The following is an 18,818-nucleotide window of genomic DNA, read 5'->3' as shown; positions in this document are numbered from 1 at the left end:
CGGAGGCGGCCGCCCGACAGAGGAACCGACCGAAACATCGCATCCACGTCCATGCCGGAACGTTACGGACCGGCGGGCGCTGAGGATTGTACGTTTTGCGGCCAGCGCGCGACGTCTCCGGCAGTGCGTGCCCGGCGCTTCCCGCTCAGCCGCCCGCGCGGTCGTCGACTTCATCACTCGTATTTGCACTTCCCGCGCTCGTTGTCAACGGGGCGAGAAGCGGAACGTCGTCGCGGTACCGTCCGTCTGGGAGTGCGGCGAGATGCAGGTTTTCGCGCCGCTGGAGGACGAGATGGCACAGGCGGAAGCAAGCGCGACGTTCGCGATGCTCGATGGGCGCTACCGGTTGCACGAATGCGTCGGCCAGGGCGCGACCGCGAAGGTGTACCGGGCAGACGACCTCGCACGTGAACGCACGGTCGCGATAAAGATGCTACGGGACGACTCGGATACCGGCACGGGACTGGCCGAGGCGCGAAACGAAGTGGCACTTCTCGCGTCGTTGGATCATCCCGCGCTGGTCACGCTCCTCAACGCCAACCTCACTCCCGGCGAGCCCGGGTACCTGGTCATGGAGTTCGTCGACGGCCCGACGCTCGCCCACCAGCTGCTGAACGGCCCGTTGGACATGCGGGACGTGGCGTACCTGGCGTGCGACCTCGCGTCCGCGTTGCACGCCGTGCATGAGGCGGGGATCGTGCACCGTGACGTCAAGCCATTGAACATCCTGCTCACCCACACCGACATGCCCGGGCGCTCCTATCATGCGAAGCTCGCCGACTTCGGCGTCGCCTCCATGATGGACGGTGGGTCCGCGCAGTCGCACGGCGTCGCGGTGGGAACCACTGCATATCTGGCGCCGGAGCAGGTTCGCGACGAGGACATCGGCCCCTCCGCCGACATCTACGCCCTCGGACTCGTCCTCGTGGAAGCGATGACGGGGCAACGGGCGTTTCCGGAGGCCGCCGGGATCGGTGCTGCCATCGCGCGGCTGCTCGAGCCGCCGCGCATCCCTGAACAATTGCCACGTGGATGGTCGCGACTCCTCCGGCGCATGACCGCCCCCGATCCCACGGACCGTCCCGCGGCCAGAACGGTCGCTCAGCGAGCGTTCGCACTCATGCGAAGCGGACCGGCCATGCAGCCGGTGCCGGGCATCTCTCGCCGTCCCGGCACGGTGGGGACGTGGGCTCCGGGGGCCGACGCGCGCTCTGCCTAGACGTTCGGCGAAGTTCGCCGTTCGCCTGATGCGGCGCGGCCTGCGGGATACGAGACCGAGTTGCGCCACGCCCGCCCGCTTTGGCTCAGATACGCGACGCGACCGACGGCCATGGCGATCAGCAGGATCCACGCAAGCACCAGCAGCCAGCCGATGTAGGTGAACGCCATACCCAGCACGCCGAATCGGTTCGCCGAGTCGGCCAGGAGCGGTGGCAGCACCAGACGGCCCAGCAATCCGGCCGTGGCAAAGCCCGCCCCTGCCAGCAGCGCGCCGGGGAGAAGCTGTCGCAGGGTGACGCGTCGATTGACCACCAGCCAGGAGGCGATCCACCAGAGCAGAGCCCAGGCCGCCACTTCCACCGCGAATCCGACCACCGACGCGGCACCGTCACCGCGCAGCAAGATCCGGGAGGCGACGACCACCGAGAGCCCAGCGATCACCGCGATGACCGCGGCGAACCAACGCCACGCGGACTTGACGCTCGATGCGGGCGCGCGCCAGATCGTCCGAACGCTGCGTTCCAATGCCCGTGCGAACGAAGTGGCGGCGATCACCAGGAGCACGACGCCGATCACACCGGTCGCGCGCAGTTCCTGCGCGCCGCCGGGCAGAGACTTCTCGAGGATCTCGGCGGTCGCCGCGTCGAGCCCCAGGTGCTCGGCCACGATCGGACCGCTCTGCGGGTCAAGCCGTGAGCGGACCGCCCCCGCGACGATCAGGATGGGCAGCACCGATGTGAAGGCGTGGGCGGCAAGGGTCATGCCGCGGTCGACGAGCTGAATGCCGCCCACTTCGCGGCCGACTCGCAGCATGAAGCGGCCCCACCGCGATGCGGCTCCCGTTCGAACCAGTCGATTGGCGGTCCACCTGGCCATAGGCACCTCACGAGGGTGTGCGATGAGGCGCTGCATCGCCTATTCACGTCCGAGGCTACACCGGCACCCACGGCCGGCCGGGCGGTCACGTGCTCGATTATCCGACGCATCGATGCTGCGATCGGCTCGACTTGGAGAAGCGGCGAGAGGACATCGTCGGATCGGGGCTTCCGCCCTTGTCTGGTGGCCGACGCGCCGGCGGGAGTACTGTTTCCCGGAGGCCTCGTCGAGCCCCTCGTGCGTGCGCGCGAGCTGTGGGCGGTGAGACGCGGCATTGGTCGAAGGATGACGCCATGGATCCCCGCACCACGTCTGCCGCACCCCTGCGTCGCAGCGGGGTGGCCGCCAGCCGCCGCATCCGATCGATCGGCGTGGAGGAAGAGCTGCTGCTGGTAGGAGCGGAGACTCTTCACCCGGTCCCCGTCGCCGGGGATCTTCTGGACGCAGCGGCCGGTGCTTGGCAGGGCTCGCGCCCGCTCCTCGAGTTCGAGGTGAAACGCGAGCAGATCGAAGTCGTCAGTCCGCCCCGACTCTCGCTGGACCAGCTGTCCGCCACGATCCTCGAGGGGCGCCGTGCGGCCGACCTTGCTGCGCGGCGTGTGGGCGCACGTGCTGTCGCCCTCGCGACGGCGACGCTCCCCTGCGAACCTCACCTCGTGTCCACGGCGCGCTACCAGCGGATGGGCGAGCGATTCGGGCTGACCCTGGTGGAGCAGCTCACCTGCGGTTTCCATGTGCACGTCGACATCGAGTCGCCAGACGAAGGCGTCGCGGTCCTCGACCGCATCCGCCCCTGGCTGCCGGTGCTGCTCGCGATGAGCGCGAACTCCCCGTTCTGGCAGGGCAAGGACACCGGCTTCGCCAGTTACCGCTATCAGGCATGGGGGCGATGGCCCACCGCCGGACCCTACGACCGCTTCGGAAGCGCGGAGGGTTACCGGGCCGCGATCGAGGCGATACTCGAGACCGGCGTCTCCCTCGACGAGGGCATGATCTACTTCGACGCGCGCCTCTCTGCGCACGCGCCCACCGTGGAGGTCCGTATCGCGGACGTGTGCCTCCGCCCGGACGACGCAGCTACCATCGCCGTTCTCATCCGCGCCCTCATCGAAACGGCCGCGCGCCGGTGGCGCGCAGGGGAAGAGGCCGACGATATCTCGACATCGGTTCTGCGTCTGGCGTCGTGGCGTGCCAGCCGTTTCGGGCTGAGTGAGAACCTGGTGCACCCGATCACCCGTATGCAGTGCACCGCCCGGGAAGCCGTCGCGGCTCTGTTGAGCCACATCGAGGAGGGCTTCGAGTCCCCGATGGAGAGCACACTGATCCGGGCCAGCCTCTCCCGAATGCTGGATCGCGGGACGGGGGCGTCCGAACAGCGAGAGGCATGGACGATGACGGGCGAGTGCCGGGATGTCGTGGCTGCCGCCATCGCCGTGACGCACAACTGATGCGGGCGAGGCTCAACGCCCGCGCCGACATTCACAGCATGCAGTCCGCCGTAGCATCCGGAATCATTGCGTTAACACGGTTGTTCTACCATCGCACGAGCGATGCGACGGGTCTGACAGTTCAGAACGGCGAGGAGGTGAGGATGGCGTGACGTCACCGCAGTACGAGATCAGCGTCTGGGAGCGCTACGCCACCGAATTCGCCCTTGCCCTCGCCGACACCCCCACCCGCATCCGATCCGTGCGAGTGGCGTATTTCACCCACGGGTTCGATGTCGACTTGATCGCCGAAATCAGCGGCTTCCCCGTGTGGAGGATCCCACAGGCGATCCAGGACGGCCTGCCGCACCGACGAACCGACTGATCGATGGTCGATGCCCTTCAGGCGATGAGTCCGATCGGGGCCACGCGACGCGGGGGTTCGTCCATGATGTGCAGTCCCGCGGGGTGATCTGCGGCTTCGTGCAATCGCAGCAGCCACGCTCCGTTGAGCCCCTCGTCGGCACCATCCTCGTCGAGACGGAACGCAACGGGAATCGATGCGTCCATCCAGACGGTCAGCTCTCCGCGCGACCGATCCGGGAGAGTGAGACAGAAGCACTCGCGCTTGCGCAGCTTGGAGGTGATGACGTCGCGCAAGTGCCGCAGGGTATGGTCTTCGATGTCCACTTCGAGGCCGTGCGTGCCGTAGATGAAGGTGCCCATGGCAGGTACGATGCGCCGCTTGCGAACTGCGAAACAGGGGCTGGCGTCGGCGGGATCGTGGTGCTTACACCCTTCAACATCTGACCCTCCCCACGGCGCCCGGACGTTGTCAACCCCCGCGCCGGATCGCGGTCTCAGTCCTACCGTGGCGTGCATGAAGCACGTGACCTTCGGCGACAAGGCCCTGTTCATGGGCGACGAGGAAGCGGACACGCTGCTGGAGTATGCGCGCCTGCTCTCAGACACATCGGCGGCAGACACCGTGACGCTGAGCTGCATCAGCCCGGACGGCAACACGGTGGAGGCGTCCTTCCTCCTCAATGCGAACACGGTCCTGATGATCGAGACCACGAACAGCGAGCTCGACCCGCCGGAGAACGGCCAGGCGATAAAGGAGATGCGTGAACGCATCGACGCGATCGCGCGGCCACAGCAGGCGACCACCGAAGAGGAATGGGACCACGTCGACGAGGAGATCGCCGATGCCCTCTAAGCGGGCATCGCGGTCGGTGCGACCGGCGCCGGATCAGGACGATTCGCGGATGGCAAGCCCCTGCAGGAGTGCCCTGCGAACGCGGAAGCTGGCTTCATGAACGATCGAGACGACATCAAACGGCCCTTGGACCACCTGCCGCCGCCGGAAGAACGCGACGACGCGATCGACATCGAGGAGCCGCACTACCCGGATACCGGTGAGGCCACAGGCGGATCCCCGGCGTCGCCCGCGACCGCCGCCGAGCCCGATAAGCCGAACCGTCACGGCGTCGACAAGCTGTCCCCGACGGGGCGCTGACCGTCACGCCGAAAGCCCGCACCGCGTTCTGGGTCGCCGACACGACACTCCGCGTCAGGTCGAGACGTCGTTGCGTCAGGTCGAGACGTCGTTCTCGATGTCCTCCGCGAGGTCATCGATCCTCTCGGGCCGCAGATCCACACCGACTTCGTGAAGCCGCTCCTCCAGGACATGGGTCACATCGTCTTCCACATGTCCATGCCGGATCTCATCGCGTACCTCTTCGACGACCCGCTCGACGGCATCGACTTCGTCTGCGCCAGGCGGGTTCTCGCTGAGTTCTCTGTCGGCACTCATCTGGGACGCTCCTTTCCGGGATGCCGCCGCCGTTCCGCCGCGGCGGAGGCGGCTGGTCCTCACCGTGCCACGCATCGGCTCACGAAACCACGGGGTTGACTTCGGCGGCGGGCTGAGCGATTCCAGCAGCACGTGCATCATTCGAAACGGGTGACGCCATCCCCCCTCGAACGCGGTTGTCTGGGGTGTCGACATCCGAGGAAGAAGGAACGCTCATGTCTCCTGACCGTCATGCACGTACGATGCTGCCCATTCCCGACATCCAGCCCCCCGGGCTGACGACGTACGATGCGAAAGACCCGGCAACCTCGTTCCCGCCGATCACACCGTTGCTGCCGCCCGATGGCGCTCCGAACGTCCTGATCGTGCTGCTGGATGATGTCGGGTTCGGTGCGTCGAGCGCCTTCGGCGGGCCATGCAGCACCCCGAACGCGGAGAAGCTCGCCGCCGGCGGCCTGAAGTACAACCGGTTCCACACCACCGCACTCTGTGCGCCGACCCGGCAGGCGATGCTCACCGGCCGCAACCACCACTCGGTCGGGATGGGGAGCATCACCGAGACCGCCACCTCCGCGCCGGGCAACAGCTCGCTGCGGCCGAACACCAAGGCTCCTCTCGCCATGACGCTGAAACTCAACGGGTACTCCACCGCACAGTTCGGCAAGTGTCACGAGGTGCCGGTCTGGCAGTCCTCGCCGATGGGGCCGTTCGACGCGTGGCCCTCGGGCGGCGGCGGGTTCGAGACGTTCTACGGCTTCATCGGCGGGGAGAACAACCAGTACGAGCCGGCCCTGTACGACGGCACGACCCCCGTCGAGCCGCCGACGACACCGGAGGAGGGGTACCACCTCACCGAGGACCTCGCCGATCGCGCCGTGAGCTGGATCCGGACGCAGAAGGCCCTGATGCCCGAGAAGCCGTTCTTCGTGTACTTCGCCCCCGGCGCCACTCATGCGCCGCATCACGTGCCGGTGGAGTGGGCTGACAAGTACAAGGGGCAGTTCGCCGACGGATGGGACGCGCAGCGCGAGCGCACATTCGCCCGGCAGAAGGAGCTCGGGGTCATTCCACCCGAGACAGAGCTGACCGCCCGACACGACGCCATCCCCGCATGGGACGACATGCCGGATGAGCTGAAGCCGGTGCTGGAGCGCGAGATGGAGGTGTACGCGGGCTTCCTCGAGCACACCGACTTCCACGTCGGGCGGGTGATCGACGCGATCGAGGACCTGGGCGTGCTCGAGAACACCCTGATCTACTACATCGTCGGAGACAACGGCGCCTCGGCCGAAGGGACGCTCAACGGGGCGTTCAACGAGATGGCCAACTTCAATGGAATGGGCGCCCTCGAGACACCCGAGTTCCTCGCGTCCAAGATCGACGAACTGGGCACGCCGAGCTCCTACAACCACTACGCAGTGGGCTGGGCGTGGGCCATGAACGCTCCCTTCCAGTGGACGAAGCAGGTCGCATCGCACTGGGGGGGCACACGCAACGGCACCATCGTGCACTGGCCGAACGGCATCCAGGAGAAGGGCGGGCTTCGCAGCCAGTTCACCCACTGCATCGACGTGGCACCCACCATCCTCGAGGCGGCCGGTCTGCCCCAGCCGACGGTCGTCAACGGGGTGCAGCAGGCCCCGATCGAAGGCACAAGCATGCTGTACTCCTTCGACCGACCCCACGCCGAAGAACAGCACGACCTGCAGTACTTCGAGATGTTCGGCAACCGAGGCGTCTACTTCCAGGGAATGAGCGCAGTCACCAAGCACCGCACGCCATGGGAACTCGTGGGGGGAACGGTGCCGCCGCTGGATGACGATGTCTGGGAGCTCTATGACGGGACGAGCGATTACAGCCAGGCGCGCAATCTCGCCGCCGAGCACCCGGAGAAGCTTCGTGACCTGCAGCGACTCTGGCTGATCGAAGCGGTCAAGTACAACGTGCTGCCGATCGATGACCGCACGGGGGAGAGACTCAACCCCGAGCTCGCTGGCCGACCGACGCTGCTGCACGGCAGCACGCAGCTGCTGTTCGGCGGCATGGGACGGCTTTCGGAGAGCAGCGTGGTGAGCATCAAGAACAAGTCGTTCTCAGTGACCGCCGAGGTCGACGTACCCGAAAAGGGTGCGGAGGGTGTCGTCATCGCGCAGGGCGGCCGGTTCGGGGGATGGAGCGTCTTCTTCACCGGCGGCAAGGTCAACTTCGTGTACAACGTGCTCGGCATCCACTCCTTCGCCACCGTCGCGGATGCCCTGCTGGAGCCGGGGAAACACCAGGTGCGCGTGGAGTTCGCCTACGACGGCGGGGGCCTCGCGAAGGGCGGCGGGGTCACCCTCTACTACGACGGCGTCTCCGTGGGAACGGGGCGAGTCGGCGTGACGCAGCCGATGATCTTCTCGGCCGATGAGACAACCGACGTCGGCTACGAGTCGGGCACCTCGGTGAGCCCGGAGTACTCGGCGCGCACCAGCCGGTTCACCGGACGGATCCACTGGGTGCAGATCGACACAGGGGATGACGACCACGACCATCTCATCGATCCGGACGAGCGCCTGCGGATCGCCATGGCGCGGCAGTAACCGGCGTCGGCGCCCGCGTCGGGCACGAAGAGCCCGCTCCCGGTCGCGTTCATCCGATGCGGATGATGTGGCCGATGCGGGCGGCGGAATACGGTCCATCCATGAGCGAACCGACGGATGCTGCAGTGTCAGAGCGCGGGCACGCCGCCGCCGTAACCACGAGCGAGGTGGCGAGCCCTTCACCAGCGGTGGACGAGCGCCGGGCCGGCGCACCCTCGGCGAGGCGCCGCGGCATCCTCGCCATGGTGGACCACCCACTGGTGGTGGCCTTCGTGGCCACCCTCGGCGTACTCGGAGCACTTCTCATCGGCTCGGCGATCGGCTCGATCGCGACCATACTCACCTACATCGTCCTCGCCCTGTTCGTCTCGCTCGGACTCGATCCCGTCGTGCGCCGGCTCGAGCGCGCCGGCATGAAGCGAGGGGCGGGCATCGCCGTGGTGTTCGGCGGATTCGCCGTGCTCGTCGCCCTGTTCCTGATCTTCGTGCTGCCCCCGGTCCTCGCGCAGATCGTCGAATTCATCGTGTCGATCCCGCAGGCGATGACCGACATCCAGCAGTCCGACTGGTTCATGAGCCTCAGCGACGACCTGCAAGCCTCGCTGGGAGCCGGGCTCGACCAACTCTCCGGTTCGCTCTCCGACCCGCAGACGATGGCCGCCATCACCGGCGGTGCCCTCTCGGTCGGCCTGGGAGTGGCCAGCTTCGTGTCCGCCAGCTTCATCGTGGTCGCTTTGACGCTGTACTTCCTCGCCTCCCTGACCGGGATGAAGCAGGCGCTCTATGCGCTGGCACCGGCCCGCAACCGTCCGCGGCTCTCCGACATGACCGAGCGGATCACTGCGTCGGTCGGTGGGGCTCTGATCGGCTCCGTCATCCTCTCGTCGATCAACGCGAGCGTCGTCTTCGTGCTGCACTTGTTGATCGGCCTGCCCTTCCCCGCGCTGATGGCGGTGATCGCCTTTGTTGTGACCCTGATTCCGCTGTTCGGCTCCGTGATCTTCTGGATCGTGGCCACCATCGTCGCGTTGTTCTCGAGCCCCGACCAGGCGCTGATCTTCGGCATCGCCTACCTGATCTACATCCAGCTCGAGTCGTACGTGGTGAGCCCGCGGGTGATGACGCGGGCCATCGCGATTCCGGCCGCTCTGGTGCTGATCGGGGCCCTCGTGGGCGGTGCGCTGGCGGGGGTGCTCGGCGTGCTCCTCGCACTCCCGGTGATGGCTTCGCTTCTGCTGATCCTCAGAGAGGTCGTCGTCCCCCAGCAGGATCTCAAGACCTGAGCCCTTCCGGCCTGGCGAGTCCTGGGCACACGGCGAGAGCCTGAAGCTCCTATCCGGACGCCTTGTCGCTCGCTGTCTTCGCGGCGAGCCGCTGCACCTGCCATTCGTGCACGTCGGAGAGCCAGTACAGCGGGGCCGACGGGCCGACCCGGGGGTCATCGGGATCACGACCGTCGCGCAGAGCCTCGGTGTAGGCCCTGTCCAATTCGATTCGCGTCCGCAGCTGATCGCGAGTGCCGACGGAGCCGTGACCGGGGATGACGACAGCGACGTCGTTCGCCACATCCTCGAAGAGTCGCAGCGCGTCGAGGTAGTCCTCGATCGGATCGGCGGCCTCCAGATCGAGGAAAGGCATCAGGATGTCGGAGAGCATGTCGCCCGCGACCAGGACGCCCCGGTCTTCGATCAGCAACGCCGCATGACCAGGAGCATGCGCCCGATGCTCGATGATGCGGATCGATGGGCCGCTCCAGGGAATGCGCTCGGCCTGTGCGGGCAGACCGGTGATCAGACCGAGCAGCTCCATGGGAATCTCGTCGGCGTGCTCCGGCGGCAATCCCTCGGCGATGCGGTCCTTCCAGTCGGCTTTCGACAGCACTTCTCGGATGGATGACGCACCACGGGCCGTCCCGTAGCGCGGCGCATCGCCAAAGTCCGGGTGCCAGAGCACGTGGTCCCAGTCGGGATGCGTGGAGAAGCCCGCCACGACGGGCCTGCCCAGCCCGCGGATCTCGGCCGCGAGGGCCGCCAGCTCGTTTTCCGTGATGCCCGGGTCGATGAGCAGCACCCCGTCCGCACCCTGCACGACTACCGCATTGCTCTGGAGGAACTCGCTCTCGTGCACCAGCACGCCCTCCGCCACCTGCTTCAGCATCGGATGCCTTCCGCTCGTCGTCTGCACCGCTCATCGAGACGCTACCGGGTGCCGAACTGCTCGAACAGGGAGGGCCGGGCCTCTGGCAGGAGATGATGGCCGAACTGCGTCGCTCGCGCCTCGATCTGGACCTCGCGCCGGCTGAGGGGCCTAGACCCTGATCCGCTCGTCGTGGTCATCGAGCACGAACGAGTCGAGCGTAAGGGCGCGGTAGAGGCGATGCTTCGCCGCTCCGCTCAGTTGGGCCCTCCCCCACTCGCGCAGTCCGCTCTCGAGCGAACGCGCGTTGTAGACGGAGAGCGCATCCTCGAACGTGGCGTCATCGACGAGCCCGGCATCCGCCGAGACGTAGAGCGCGCTCCCCTCGCCTGGCGCCCTGCTCGAATCGAAGATCACAAGTGACACGCGTGGATTCTCGGTGATGTTTCGCGAGTGTCGCGCGCCCGGCTTCGACGCCCAGACGAACAGGTCCAGCTCCCTCGCGGCGAACCAGACCGGGGTTGCCCACGGCATCCCATCGGCGCCGGCCGTCGCAAGTGTGAGGTACGAGTTCTCCGATACGAGGGCGCGCGCGAGCCGCTCCGGATCGAGGGCGGCGTTGTCGGCCATCTCGTGAAGGCGGTCGCCGCTCACGCCGCTCCGCGTTCCGGAAGCAGGTCCGCCACCAGCGCCGCGATGCGGGCGCGGATCTCATCCCGGATGGGCCGGACGGCGTCGATGCCCTGACCGGCCGGGTCATCCAGCTCCCAGTCCTCGTAGCGCTTGCCGGGGAAGATCGGGCAGGCGTCACCGCAGCCCATCGTGATGACCACGTCGGACTCCCGCACGGCGTCGACCGTCAGGATTTTGGGCGTGTGAGCGCTGATGTCGATGCCCTCCTCGGCCATCGCCTCGACTGCGACCGGGTTGATCGTGTCCCTCGGCGCGGAGCCGGCGGAGAGGACCTCGACGTCGTCGCCACCGAGCGCACGGAGGTATCCCGCGGCCATCTGGGATCGGCCCGCGTTGTGCACGCAGACGAACAGGACGGTGGGCTTGTCGGTCATCGGAGTCTCGCTCTCTCTCTCTCTCTCTCGGAAAGCATAGACCGGTACCTATTTGTTATGGGGAACGGAGCCTGAACTCTGCGGGACGAGTTCGTGCAGCAAGCCACGCACCCGGAACTCGATGTCGTCCCGGATGGCGCGCACCCGCTCGATCGGCTTGCCCACGGGGTCCTCCAGGTCCCAATCGAGGTACCGGCGCCCGGGATGGATCGGGCACGCATCTCCGCATCCCATGGTGACGACGACGTCGGCGGCACGAACAGCTTCGTCCGTGAGTGGCTTGGGGAACTCGCCCCCGAGCGGCACACCGATCTCGTCGAGCGCGGCGACGATGGTGTGACGCACCTCCCCCGCGGGCTCGGAGCCGGCCGTTGAGACGGCGACCCGGTCGCCCGCGAGCTGGCGGAGGATCCCCGCAGCGAGCTGCGACCGGCCGGCGTTCTGCACACAGACGAACAGCACCCGCGGGACGCCCGTCGCGGTGGACTCGGCGCGGGCCAGCGCTTCCAGCCGCGTTGCGGCGAACGTCGCCGTCCGGCTCGCCAGCATCGATGACCTCGGTCCGCGCGCGAGCAGTTCGCAGCTCTCCACGACCTTCGCATGCACCGTCTCCCGGCCGAAGACGCCACGGAAGCGGACGGCGAGATCGTCGGCGATCCGATCCAGGTCGGGCTCAGTCTCGGCGGGGAACCGGTCGCCCAGCAGGGCGTCGACGCGGTCGGCATGCACGGTCGCGATCGAGTACCAGACTCGCCTGCCCTCCGGCTCGCGCACGACCACACCATCGTCGTGCAGCGCCTTCATATGATGGCTGACGGTCGGCTGACGGAGCGAGAGCGCCTCTGCAAGCCGACCGACGAGTGCGCGACCGCCCTCGGAATCACGGATCAGACGCAGGATCCGGGCGCGCGTCGGATCTCCCAGCGCCGTCAAGGCGAGCGCATCCCCCTGATCCATAGACGACAGTCTATCTACAGGGATCAGGGCCCGTCCGTCGCGACGGCACCGCTTCGCCGTTCGATCAAAATCGTGTCTCTCCACTCAGGAGCAGCAACCGCCTCCATCGCCGAGATCGGTGGAGCAGACCCCGGTCGCCGGCAGCACGAGTTCGACGTTCGCGGCCGATGCGGTGTCACCCGCCAGCCATGCCGTCACAGACCGCACCTGCTCGTATCCGGTGGCGAGAAGGAAGGTCGGGGCGCGGCCATAGGACTTCATCCCCACGATGAAGAAATCCTGCTCGGGATGGGTGAGCTCGCGGAAACCGTGAGGCTCGACGGTGCCGCACGAGTGGACGTTGGGGTCGATGAGCGGAGCGAGGCGCTTGGGAGCCTCCACGATCTCGTCGAGCTCCAGCCGGATCTCACGCAGGATGTCGAGGTCCGGGCGGAATCCCGTGGCATTGACGACCACGTCGGTGGCGTGGGCGACCACTTCGCCGTTCCGGTGGCCGACCAGTTCCACGGCCTCGGAGGTGCGGCGGCCACGGATGATCTCGAACCCGTCGAGGACGTCGATCAGGCCGTCGGCGACTGCCTGATCCACCCTGCTGCCGAGCCGGGCGCGGTCGGCGAGCTCGTCATCCGCGGATGCTGAGACGCGCACGGCCTGGGCGTTGCGGATCAGCCAGGTGATCGATGTCCCGGGCTCCTGCCTGGCCAGCTCGACCAAGCCGAGCAGAGTGTTGGCGGCGGAGTGACCCGCGCCGACGACGGTGGCGCGGCGCCCGGCGAACCGCCCGCGGTCGTGGCCGAGAACGTCCGGGAGGGCCGGGGTGACCGCTTCCGAGATCTCGCTCATGCCCAGCAGTTCCAGCCCGCTGGAGGAGAGCGAGTTCGGCGAGAGATACGTCCCGGAGGCGTCGATCACCGCGCGCGCCGCGATCTCTTCGACGGTGCCGTCCGATGTGCGGATGCGCACGGCGAACGGCGTGGCCGCGCGTCCGCGGGTACGCGTGCGGTCCATACCCTCACGGGTGACGCCGAGGACGTGGACGCCGGTGCGGACTCGGGACGCGATGGGCTCCACGTCGGCGAGCGGGGCGACGTACTTCTCCACCAGTTCGGTGCCGGTCGGCGCGCGCTCGGGATCGGGCAGCTCCCAGCCGCGCTCTTGGAGCAGACGGCGGGATGCCGGGTCCACGAGGTGCTTCCAGGGCGAGAAGAGCCGGGTGTGACCCCACGCCCGCACGCTTGCCGCCACCTCGTTGCCCGCTTCTAAGACGACGAAGTCGATACCGCGCTCGACCAGGTTCGCCGCAGCGGCCAGCCCGATCGGGCCTGCGCCGATGATGGCGACCGGAAGCGTCGACGATCGATTCGTCGTCGCCGCGCGGGGTGTGAGATCGAGCAGTGTCACAGGAGCCTCCACGGATATCGATCAACTTCGATACTCGATTCTGCCTGCGTGTATCGACATCTGTCAATATCGATTAGTCTCGATGTATGACCACGATGCTCGAGGTGACCGATGTCACCGCCGGCGCCTGCTGCACCCCCCTCGTGCGCGAACCTCTGAGCGCCCCCGAGGCGGAGCAGCTTGCGACGACGATGAAGGCACTCGCCGATCCGGCGCGCCTGCGTCTGCTCTCCATCGTGGCGGTCTCGGAGAACTCTGAGGCATGTGTGTGCGACCTGATCGAGCCGATCGGGCTGAGTCAGCCCACGGTGTCGCACCACCTCAAGATCCTGACGACGGCGGGCTTCTTGACCCGCAGCAAGCGCGGAACCTGGGCTTATTTCAGGCTCGTTCCCGGGGCCTTGGACCGGATCTCTCAGCTCCTCGCAGCCACGTGAGCCACACCGCACGCGCTGCCGCCGGAGAGTTCCTCGGCAGCGCAGGACTCGCCGCGATCGTGGTCGGCTCAGGGATCGCGGCCCAGCGCCTCTCCCCCACGGACATCGGCCTGCAGCTGTTCGAGAACGCATTCGCCACGGCCCTCGGCCTCACCGTCCTGATCCTCGTGTTCGCCTCCGTCTCGGGCGCGCACTTCAACCCCGTCGTCACGCTCGTCGACATCGCGCTGCATCGACGCGAGTGGGCCACGGCCGCCGTCTACGTACCGGTGCAGGTGCTCGGATGCATCGCAGGAGCAGTGCTCGCGAACGTCCTGTTCGCGGCGCCGACGGTCCAGTGGAGCACCACCGAGCGCTCCGGCTGGCCGCTGCTGCTCTCGGAGGTGGTGGCGACAGCGGGACTCATCCTCGTCATCTTCGCCTTGGTGCGCACCGGGCGATCGCACCTCGCCGGCCCGGCCGTGGGCGCCTACATCGGCGCCGCGTACTTCTTCACGTCCTCGACCAGCTTCGCCAACCCGGCCATCACCGTCGGGCGCATGTTCACCGACACGTTCGCCGGGATCGCGCCGGCATCCGCGCTGCCCTTCGTCTTCGCCCAGGTCGTCGGGGCGGCACTCGGCTGGGCGGCTGTGCGCTTCTTCTTCCCCATGGCGGTGCCCGAGCCGGCGGTTGTCCCCGGCTGATGGCGGCGGTGTGCGTGGTAGGCGGGATCCTCGTCGTACTGGGGTAACCGAACAGCCGATGCGGGCAACCGGCCTCCACGACCCCCTGCGCGCATACAGTGGCCTCATGCAGCCCGTCATCGCCGGAACGACCATGCCGATTCTCGAGATCACGCTCGAGCCGGGAGAATCGATCGTCGCCGAAGGCGGTGACGTCGCCTGGCTCAGCCCTGGAATGCAACTCGACACGTCCACCGCGCACGGCAGCGGTGGGCAAGGCGGATTCATGAGCGGCCTCAAGCGGGTGCTCGGCGGCGCGCAGCTCTTCCTCACGCGCTACACCGCCCCCAACGGCGGGATGGTCGCCTTCGCCGCCCAGCTCCCCGGCACCATCCGCGAGGTCGCGATCGACGCGGCCGACACATTCATGATCCAGTCCGGTTCGTACACCGCCAGCACCACGCAGGTCGAGGTCTCGGTGGCACTGCAGAAGAAGCTCGGTGCGGGGATCTTCGGCGGCGCGGGCGTCGTCTTCCAGAAGCTTTCGGGCGAGGGCAGGGCCTGGGTGCAACTCGCCGGCGAGATCACCGAATACGAGCTGAAGGCAGGCGAGTCGCTGCTCATCCACCCCGGGCACCTGGCGATGTTCCGCGCCGAGATGCAGCTCGAGTTCGCCAGCATCAAAGGAATCAAGAACAAGTTCTTCGGCGACTCGCTCTTCCTCGCGCAACTCCACGGCCCCGGACAGGTCTGGCTTCAGTCGATGAACCCCGCCAAGCTGGCGGCAGCGATCGAGCCCTATCTCCCGGACCGCAACCCCGACCGAGCCTGAGCGGAAACGGCTCTCAGCCGGGCCGCGAGATGCGTCCTCCGCGCGACGGCTTCGGGCGGTAACGTGGGCGGACATTCGCTTGCCCGGGAGATCCACATGACACAAGAACCCCCTGACGCAGAGCTCACCATCAACGAGATCGCCGAACGGGTCGGAGCCCAATTTCCCCAACTTCCGGCATCCACGATCCAGGGCGTCGTGACCGAGGCGTACGACGAACTGAAGGACGCGAGGGTGCGCGATTTCGTCGAGGTGCTCGTCGAGAAGCAGGCCAAGAAGCAGCTGAAGCACATCCAGCCCTGAGGCCGGTCCGCGACGGCCCGCTCCCCTCAGAGATCTGGAGAGCCGGCCGCCGCCCGAGCGGCCGAGGCCGTTCGGAGATCGGCATGCAGGCCGCTCCGAGCCGCCGCGCGGCTCTCCTCCCTCCGCAGGGTGGACGCGTACACGAAGCCGAACACGGCTACGACGACCGGGATGGGGACAAGCGCCCAGCTCACCGCGGCCCAGTCATCCACAGCTCGTTCCTCTCCGGCGAACGGAACGAACGCCGGAGGACTGCGATGGCGCTCGCTTCCGCTCCAGCGAACCGCCCCGAGGTTAACGCCGGGGTGAACCGCAGGTGACGAATAGTCGACGGGCGCGGGGCGCCGCTATCCCTACCCGTCGATGCGGCTGCCCGATGCGCGCCGGATCAGGACCAGGTCGGTGTGCTTGGGCACAAGACCGTCGCCGGCAGTGCGGCCTTGCAGCCGTCGCTTCGCCCACGGCACCGCGTGGCGCAGGAGCCAGGCGGTTCGCGTCATCGCCGTCGGCTCGACGTCGGCCTCCTCGGCGTGCAGCAGCTGCTCGAGCCGGCCGAGCGGACCCGCGTCGGGCACGCCGAGGCGCGCAGCCGCCTCGTAGGCGAGCAGTCTGTGCCCGCGGGAGTTCAGATGCACGGCGTCGTCCGCCCACAGCGATGTCATGCTGACCGCGGGCACCGCTTCGAGGTCGAGCAGCACGGCCCCAGTCGAGCGCGCGAGGCCGCGCAGCTGCGAGTTGAAGCGGGCGAAGCGCCGGGCGAGTAGGCGCGACGCGCGCCTTCGCGGCAGGAACGGGGTGACCAGCAGCACATCGCAACCGGATTCGCGCAGACGGCGTACTCCATCCCCCAGACGTGCGGCGAGCGCCTCGGGGTCCGCCCGCAGCCGCACGAGGTCGTTCCCGCCCACCAGCACCGATACCAGATCCGCCTTCAGTTCGAGCGCGCGCGGAATCTGGTCGCACACCACGTGCTCGACGAGACGGCTGCGCACCGCGAGGTTCGCGTACCGCAAGCCGGCACCGGACGAACCCGAGTGAGCGAGCAGCTGCGCCAGCCGGTCCGCCCATCCGCAATACTCCCCCGCCGGCATTCTCGATCCGTCGCTGAGGCCTTCCGTCACGGAGTCGCCGAGCGCGACGTATCGACGGATGCCGCTCTGCGGAACAGCGGGGGTTGACAGGCCCGGTCGTTCTCCCACCCTGCTGAGCCGGCGCTCATCGATCCGCTGCAGGGCTGCGGCGTCGGCATAGTGCTCGAGAAGCCGATCGCCGAGGGCCTCCCAGGATCGCCCGAGCACTCCCGCCCGCCCGGCCGCTCCCAGCGCCCTCGCCTTGACGTGGTCGCCCGCGAGGTCCGCGACCGAGGCGCGCAGCGCCGACAGGTCGCCCGGGGGGTACAGCCACCCGTTGATGCTGTTCTCCACCAGATCGACGGGACCGCCTCGGCCGGTCGCGACAACGGGAACGCCGCTGGCCAGAGCCTCTTGCACACCCTGGCAGAACGTCTCGCTCTCACCAGGGTGCACGAACACATCGAGGCTGGCGAGCGCCTCGGCGAGCTGAGCGCCGCCGAGGAATCCCGTGAAGACGGCCCGCGGAAGCTCCCGTTCCAGGCGCGCGCGTGCGGGGCCTTCGCCGATGATCACGAGCCTCACCCCGGGGAGATCGCTGAGGACGCGGAGGTCCTCGACCTGCTTCTCGGGTGCCAGACGGCCGGCATAGCCGACCAGCGTCTGTCCGGGCGCGAGCTGCGCCCGCCACCGTCCGCCGCGCCGCTCGGGGTTGAATCGCTCGAGATCCACGCCCCTTCCCCACAGCCGAACGCGATCGATCCCGAGCCCGTCCAACTGCGACGCGGCCGGCGTCGAGGGGGCGAGGGTGAGGGTCGTCCGGCGGTGCAATCTGCGGATGTGGGCGGCGACGAGAGCCGCTCCGCCCGGCACCCCGTACTTGGCGGCGTACGCGATCACATCGGTCTGGTAGATGGCCACCGAAGGGACGCGCAGCAGATTCGCCGCCACCGCACCGTGCCATCCGAGCACCAGCGGCGACGCGAGATGCACGACGTCCGGGGCGAAGTCGGCGAGCAGCCGTGTGACGTGCGGCGTGCTGACGACCGCCACCCGCACCTGCGGGTAGGACGGCAGCGACAGCGAGGGAATCCGCCTCGTCGGAGCGACCGGCACTCCCGCGCTCGCACCACCCGGGCCCGGGGCGATGACGAGCACCTCGTGGTTCCTCTTCTCGAGATGCGTCAGCACCTGAAGCACCGAATTGGTGACGCCGTTCATGTGTGGAAGGAAGGACTCGGCCAGCAGCGCGACTCTCACGGTTAAAGAGTGGCGCGGCAACGGCGGCGCCGCCGGCGCGGGCGGCGCCTTCGGCGGAGAGTTCATCGGCCGCTCCCGTCGCCTTAACCGACCGGCCCCGTTCGGCAACCATTCACGCGCGACTGCTACTCAGGACTCGTGATCGACGACCTTCTCTCGGACCTCGCCGCGGGGCCTTGGGCGCTCCCGCTTCTGTTCGCGATGGTCTTCGGCGACGCCTTCCTCGTCGTGATCCCGGGCGAGGCGGCCGTGACGGGCTTCGCGGCGCTGTCGGTCGTCAGCGGCGAGCCGCCCCTGGCCGCTGTCGTCGTGGTTGCAGGCGTGGCCGCCTTCGCCGGAGATGCGACGTGTTACGTGATCGGCCGCACCGTCGGGCTCGACAGGTGGAGTTGGACAGGCAGACCACGACCCCGCGCGCTGCGCGCCTGGGCGACGCGGCGGCTGACCAGGAGCACCGCGGCGATCGTCTTCACCGCCCGATTCATCCCGTTCGCGCGGATCGCCGTGAATCTGACGGCCGGCGCCGAACGGGTGCCGGCGCCGCGTTACCTCGCGCTCTCGGCGCTCGCGGCGTTCGCGTGGGCGACCTATCAGGCCTTCATCGGCGCGGCTGTCGCCCGCGTGCTGCCCGACTCGCCGGTCGCTGCCGTCGTCCTCTCGATCGCCGTCGCCCTCGGTATCGGCTGGGCCTTGGATGCCGTGCTGAACAGGCGCCTCACGCGGAGCTAGGAATCGCAGGCCCGTGCTCGATCACAGACGACGCCGCCC

Annotated in this window: 22 protein-coding genes; 12 read left to right on the top strand and 10 right to left on the bottom strand. The window is 68.1% G+C overall.

What is annotated here, in order from left to right; all coding sequences use genetic code 11:
* Positions 1 to 262 precede the first annotated feature (262 nt).
* The gene (locus ACLQ2Q_RS12255) at positions 263 to 1,219 is read left to right on the top strand and encodes a serine/threonine-protein kinase (protein ID WP_425820745.1); all 957 of its coding nucleotides are present in this window, start codon (positions 263 to 265) and stop codon (positions 1,217 to 1,219) included.
* On the opposite strand, the gene ACLQ2Q_RS12250 is transcribed toward ACLQ2Q_RS12255, so the two are convergent.
* Positions 1,216 to 2,034 (bottom strand): YhjD/YihY/BrkB family envelope integrity protein, encoded by an 819-nt coding sequence (locus ACLQ2Q_RS12250; RefSeq protein WP_425820744.1) that lies wholly within the window; start codon positions 2,032 to 2,034, stop codon positions 1,216 to 1,218. The genes ACLQ2Q_RS12255 and ACLQ2Q_RS12250 overlap by 4 nt on opposite strands.
* A 356-nt stretch (positions 2,035 to 2,390) precedes the next feature.
* Here ACLQ2Q_RS12250 and ACLQ2Q_RS12245 point away from each other — a divergent pair, with 356 nt between their 5' ends.
* Positions 2,391 to 3,545 carry a glutamate--cysteine ligase gene (locus ACLQ2Q_RS12245; protein WP_425820743.1) on the top strand — a complete coding sequence of 385 codons (1,155 nt, stop codon included), beginning with the start codon at positions 2,391 to 2,393 and terminating at the stop codon, positions 3,543 to 3,545.
* A 148-nt stretch (positions 3,546 to 3,693) separates the two neighbouring features.
* The gene (locus ACLQ2Q_RS12240; RefSeq protein WP_425820742.1) at positions 3,694 to 3,909 is read left to right on the top strand and encodes a hypothetical protein; all 216 of its coding nucleotides are present in this window, start codon (positions 3,694 to 3,696) and stop codon (positions 3,907 to 3,909) included.
* Between the two features lie 17 nt (positions 3,910 to 3,926).
* Here ACLQ2Q_RS12240 and ACLQ2Q_RS12235 read toward each other — a convergent pair whose 3' ends face one another.
* Positions 3,927 to 4,250, bottom strand: coding sequence for a hypothetical protein (locus tag ACLQ2Q_RS12235; protein WP_425820741.1), 324 nt, complete (start codon positions 4,248 to 4,250; stop codon positions 3,927 to 3,929).
* Between the two features lie 154 nt (positions 4,251 to 4,404).
* Here ACLQ2Q_RS12235 and ACLQ2Q_RS12230 point away from each other — a divergent pair, with 154 nt between their 5' ends.
* Together ACLQ2Q_RS12230 and ACLQ2Q_RS12225 are read left to right on the top strand one after the other, a co-directional pair.
* Positions 4,405 to 4,743 (top strand): hypothetical protein, encoded by a 339-nt coding sequence (locus tag ACLQ2Q_RS12230; RefSeq protein WP_425820740.1) that lies wholly within the window; start codon positions 4,405 to 4,407, stop codon positions 4,741 to 4,743.
* 96 nt (positions 4,744 to 4,839) lie between these two features.
* Positions 4,840 to 5,043, top strand: a complete 204-nt coding sequence (locus tag ACLQ2Q_RS12225; RefSeq protein ID WP_425820739.1) for a hypothetical protein — start codon at positions 4,840 to 4,842, stop codon at positions 5,041 to 5,043.
* 75 nt (positions 5,044 to 5,118) lie between these two features.
* Here ACLQ2Q_RS12225 and ACLQ2Q_RS12220 read toward each other — a convergent pair whose 3' ends face one another.
* A complete protein-coding gene (locus ACLQ2Q_RS12220; RefSeq protein ID WP_425820738.1) occupies positions 5,119 to 5,340 on the bottom strand; it encodes a hypothetical protein in 222 nt (73 codons plus the stop codon).
* A gap of 215 nt (positions 5,341 to 5,555) precedes the next feature.
* On the opposite strand from ACLQ2Q_RS12220, the gene ACLQ2Q_RS12215 reads away from it, so the two are divergent.
* Positions 5,556 to 7,922 (top strand): arylsulfatase, encoded by a 2,367-nt coding sequence (locus ACLQ2Q_RS12215; protein ID WP_425820737.1) that lies wholly within the window; start codon positions 5,556 to 5,558, stop codon positions 7,920 to 7,922.
* Between the two features lie 101 nt (positions 7,923 to 8,023).
* Positions 8,024 to 9,205, top strand: coding sequence for an AI-2E family transporter (locus tag ACLQ2Q_RS12210; RefSeq protein WP_425820736.1), 1,182 nt, complete (start codon positions 8,024 to 8,026; stop codon positions 9,203 to 9,205).
* Positions 9,206 to 9,254: 49 nt separating this feature from the next.
* Here the strand turns inward: ACLQ2Q_RS12210 and ACLQ2Q_RS12205 are convergent, their stop codons facing one another.
* The 5 genes from ACLQ2Q_RS12205 to ACLQ2Q_RS12185 form a co-directional block, all read right to left on the bottom strand.
* Positions 9,255 to 10,079: an MBL fold metallo-hydrolase gene (locus tag ACLQ2Q_RS12205; RefSeq protein ID WP_425820735.1), complete on the bottom strand. Its 825-nt coding sequence runs from the start codon at positions 10,077 to 10,079 to the stop codon at positions 9,255 to 9,257.
* A gap of 150 nt (positions 10,080 to 10,229) precedes the next feature.
* Positions 10,230 to 10,712 (bottom strand): pyridoxamine 5'-phosphate oxidase family protein, encoded by a 483-nt coding sequence (locus tag ACLQ2Q_RS12200; protein ID WP_425820734.1) that lies wholly within the window; start codon positions 10,710 to 10,712, stop codon positions 10,230 to 10,232.
* Positions 10,709 to 11,125 (bottom strand): arsenate reductase ArsC, encoded by a 417-nt coding sequence (locus tag ACLQ2Q_RS12195; RefSeq protein ID WP_425820733.1) that lies wholly within the window; start codon positions 11,123 to 11,125, stop codon positions 10,709 to 10,711. The genes ACLQ2Q_RS12200 and ACLQ2Q_RS12195 overlap by 4 nt, the downstream gene beginning before the upstream one ends.
* Positions 11,126 to 11,173: 48 nt before the next feature.
* On the bottom strand, positions 11,174 to 12,082 hold the full coding sequence (locus ACLQ2Q_RS12190; RefSeq protein WP_425820732.1) for a metalloregulator ArsR/SmtB family transcription factor: 909 nt from the start codon (positions 12,080 to 12,082) through the stop codon (positions 11,174 to 11,176).
* 84 nt (positions 12,083 to 12,166) lie between these two features.
* On the bottom strand, positions 12,167 to 13,483 hold the full coding sequence (locus tag ACLQ2Q_RS12185) for an NAD(P)-binding domain-containing protein (protein ID WP_425820731.1): 1,317 nt from the start codon (positions 13,481 to 13,483) through the stop codon (positions 12,167 to 12,169).
* An 86-nt stretch (positions 13,484 to 13,569) separates the two neighbouring features.
* Between ACLQ2Q_RS12185 and ACLQ2Q_RS12180 the strand changes: the two genes are divergently transcribed.
* The 4 genes from ACLQ2Q_RS12180 to ACLQ2Q_RS12165 all read left to right on the top strand — a co-directional run bounded on the left by ACLQ2Q_RS12180 (position 13,570) and on the right by ACLQ2Q_RS12165 (position 15,720).
* Positions 13,570 to 13,920 (top strand): metalloregulator ArsR/SmtB family transcription factor, encoded by a 351-nt coding sequence (locus ACLQ2Q_RS12180; RefSeq protein ID WP_425820730.1) that lies wholly within the window; start codon positions 13,570 to 13,572, stop codon positions 13,918 to 13,920.
* Entirely contained in the window at positions 13,917 to 14,606 is a 690-nt protein-coding gene (locus ACLQ2Q_RS12175) for an aquaporin (protein WP_425820729.1), read from the top strand. The genes ACLQ2Q_RS12180 and ACLQ2Q_RS12175 overlap by 4 nt, the downstream gene beginning before the upstream one ends.
* Positions 14,607 to 14,712: 106 nt before the next feature.
* Positions 14,713 to 15,417 (top strand): TIGR00266 family protein, encoded by a 705-nt coding sequence (locus ACLQ2Q_RS12170; protein ID WP_425820728.1) that lies wholly within the window; start codon positions 14,713 to 14,715, stop codon positions 15,415 to 15,417.
* Between the two features lie 96 nt (positions 15,418 to 15,513).
* Positions 15,514 to 15,720 (top strand): three-helix bundle dimerization domain-containing protein, encoded by a 207-nt coding sequence (locus ACLQ2Q_RS12165; protein WP_425820727.1) that lies wholly within the window; start codon positions 15,514 to 15,516, stop codon positions 15,718 to 15,720.
* A gap of 26 nt (positions 15,721 to 15,746) precedes the next feature.
* On the opposite strand, the gene ACLQ2Q_RS12160 is transcribed toward ACLQ2Q_RS12165, so the two are convergent.
* Positions 15,747 to 15,932, bottom strand: a complete 186-nt coding sequence (locus tag ACLQ2Q_RS12160) for a hypothetical protein (RefSeq protein ID WP_425820726.1) — start codon at positions 15,930 to 15,932, stop codon at positions 15,747 to 15,749.
* Positions 15,933 to 16,073: 141 nt separating this feature from the next.
* Positions 16,074 to 18,050: a glycosyltransferase gene (locus ACLQ2Q_RS12155; RefSeq protein ID WP_425820725.1), complete on the bottom strand. Its 1,977-nt coding sequence runs from the start codon at positions 18,048 to 18,050 to the stop codon at positions 16,074 to 16,076.
* A 138-nt stretch (positions 18,051 to 18,188) separates the two neighbouring features.
* Here ACLQ2Q_RS12155 and ACLQ2Q_RS12150 point away from each other — a divergent pair, with 138 nt between their 5' ends.
* On the top strand, positions 18,189 to 18,779 hold the full coding sequence (locus ACLQ2Q_RS12150) for a DedA family protein (RefSeq protein WP_425820724.1): 591 nt from the start codon (positions 18,189 to 18,191) through the stop codon (positions 18,777 to 18,779).
* The last annotated feature ends 39 nt before the right edge of the window (positions 18,780 to 18,818 follow it).

It is taken from the genome of Microbacterium sp. DT81.1 (genome assembly GCF_049844955.1).
In the GTDB taxonomy this organism is placed as follows: Bacteria; Actinomycetota; Actinomycetes; order Actinomycetales; family Microbacteriaceae; genus Microbacterium.
This window is presented reverse-complemented; position numbering and strand designations above follow the sequence as displayed.

Coding starts and splice junctions, on each gene's coding strand:
- ACLQ2Q_RS12255 (WP_425820745.1), top strand. CDS start 263: ATGCAGGTTTTCGCGCCGCTGGAGGACGAGATGGCACAGGCGGAAGCA.
- ACLQ2Q_RS12195 (WP_425820733.1), bottom strand. CDS start 11,125: ATGACCGACAAGCCCACCGTCCTGTTCGTCTGCGTGCACAACGCGGGC.
- ACLQ2Q_RS12220 (WP_425820738.1), bottom strand. CDS start 5,340: ATGAGTGCCGACAGAGAACTCAGCGAGAACCCGCCTGGCGCAGACGAA.
- ACLQ2Q_RS12170 (WP_425820728.1), top strand. CDS start 14,713: ATGCAGCCCGTCATCGCCGGAACGACCATGCCGATTCTCGAGATCACG.
- ACLQ2Q_RS12165 (WP_425820727.1), top strand. CDS start 15,514: ATGACACAAGAACCCCCTGACGCAGAGCTCACCATCAACGAGATCGCC.
- ACLQ2Q_RS12215 (WP_425820737.1), top strand. CDS start 5,556: ATGTCTCCTGACCGTCATGCACGTACGATGCTGCCCATTCCCGACATC.
- ACLQ2Q_RS12245 (WP_425820743.1), top strand. CDS start 2,391: ATGGATCCCCGCACCACGTCTGCCGCACCCCTGCGTCGCAGCGGGGTG.
- ACLQ2Q_RS12190 (WP_425820732.1), bottom strand. CDS start 12,082: ATGGATCAGGGGGATGCGCTCGCCTTGACGGCGCTGGGAGATCCGACG.
- ACLQ2Q_RS12225 (WP_425820739.1), top strand. CDS start 4,840: ATGAACGATCGAGACGACATCAAACGGCCCTTGGACCACCTGCCGCCG.
- ACLQ2Q_RS12230 (WP_425820740.1), top strand. CDS start 4,405: ATGAAGCACGTGACCTTCGGCGACAAGGCCCTGTTCATGGGCGACGAG.
- ACLQ2Q_RS12235 (WP_425820741.1), bottom strand. CDS start 4,250: ATGGGCACCTTCATCTACGGCACGCACGGCCTCGAAGTGGACATCGAA.
- ACLQ2Q_RS12180 (WP_425820730.1), top strand. CDS start 13,570: ATGACCACGATGCTCGAGGTGACCGATGTCACCGCCGGCGCCTGCTGC.
- ACLQ2Q_RS12250 (WP_425820744.1), bottom strand. CDS start 2,034: ATGCTGCGAGTCGGCCGCGAAGTGGGCGGCATTCAGCTCGTCGACCGC.
- ACLQ2Q_RS12205 (WP_425820735.1), bottom strand. CDS start 10,079: ATGCTGAAGCAGGTGGCGGAGGGCGTGCTGGTGCACGAGAGCGAGTTC.
- ACLQ2Q_RS12210 (WP_425820736.1), top strand. CDS start 8,024: ATGAGCGAACCGACGGATGCTGCAGTGTCAGAGCGCGGGCACGCCGCC.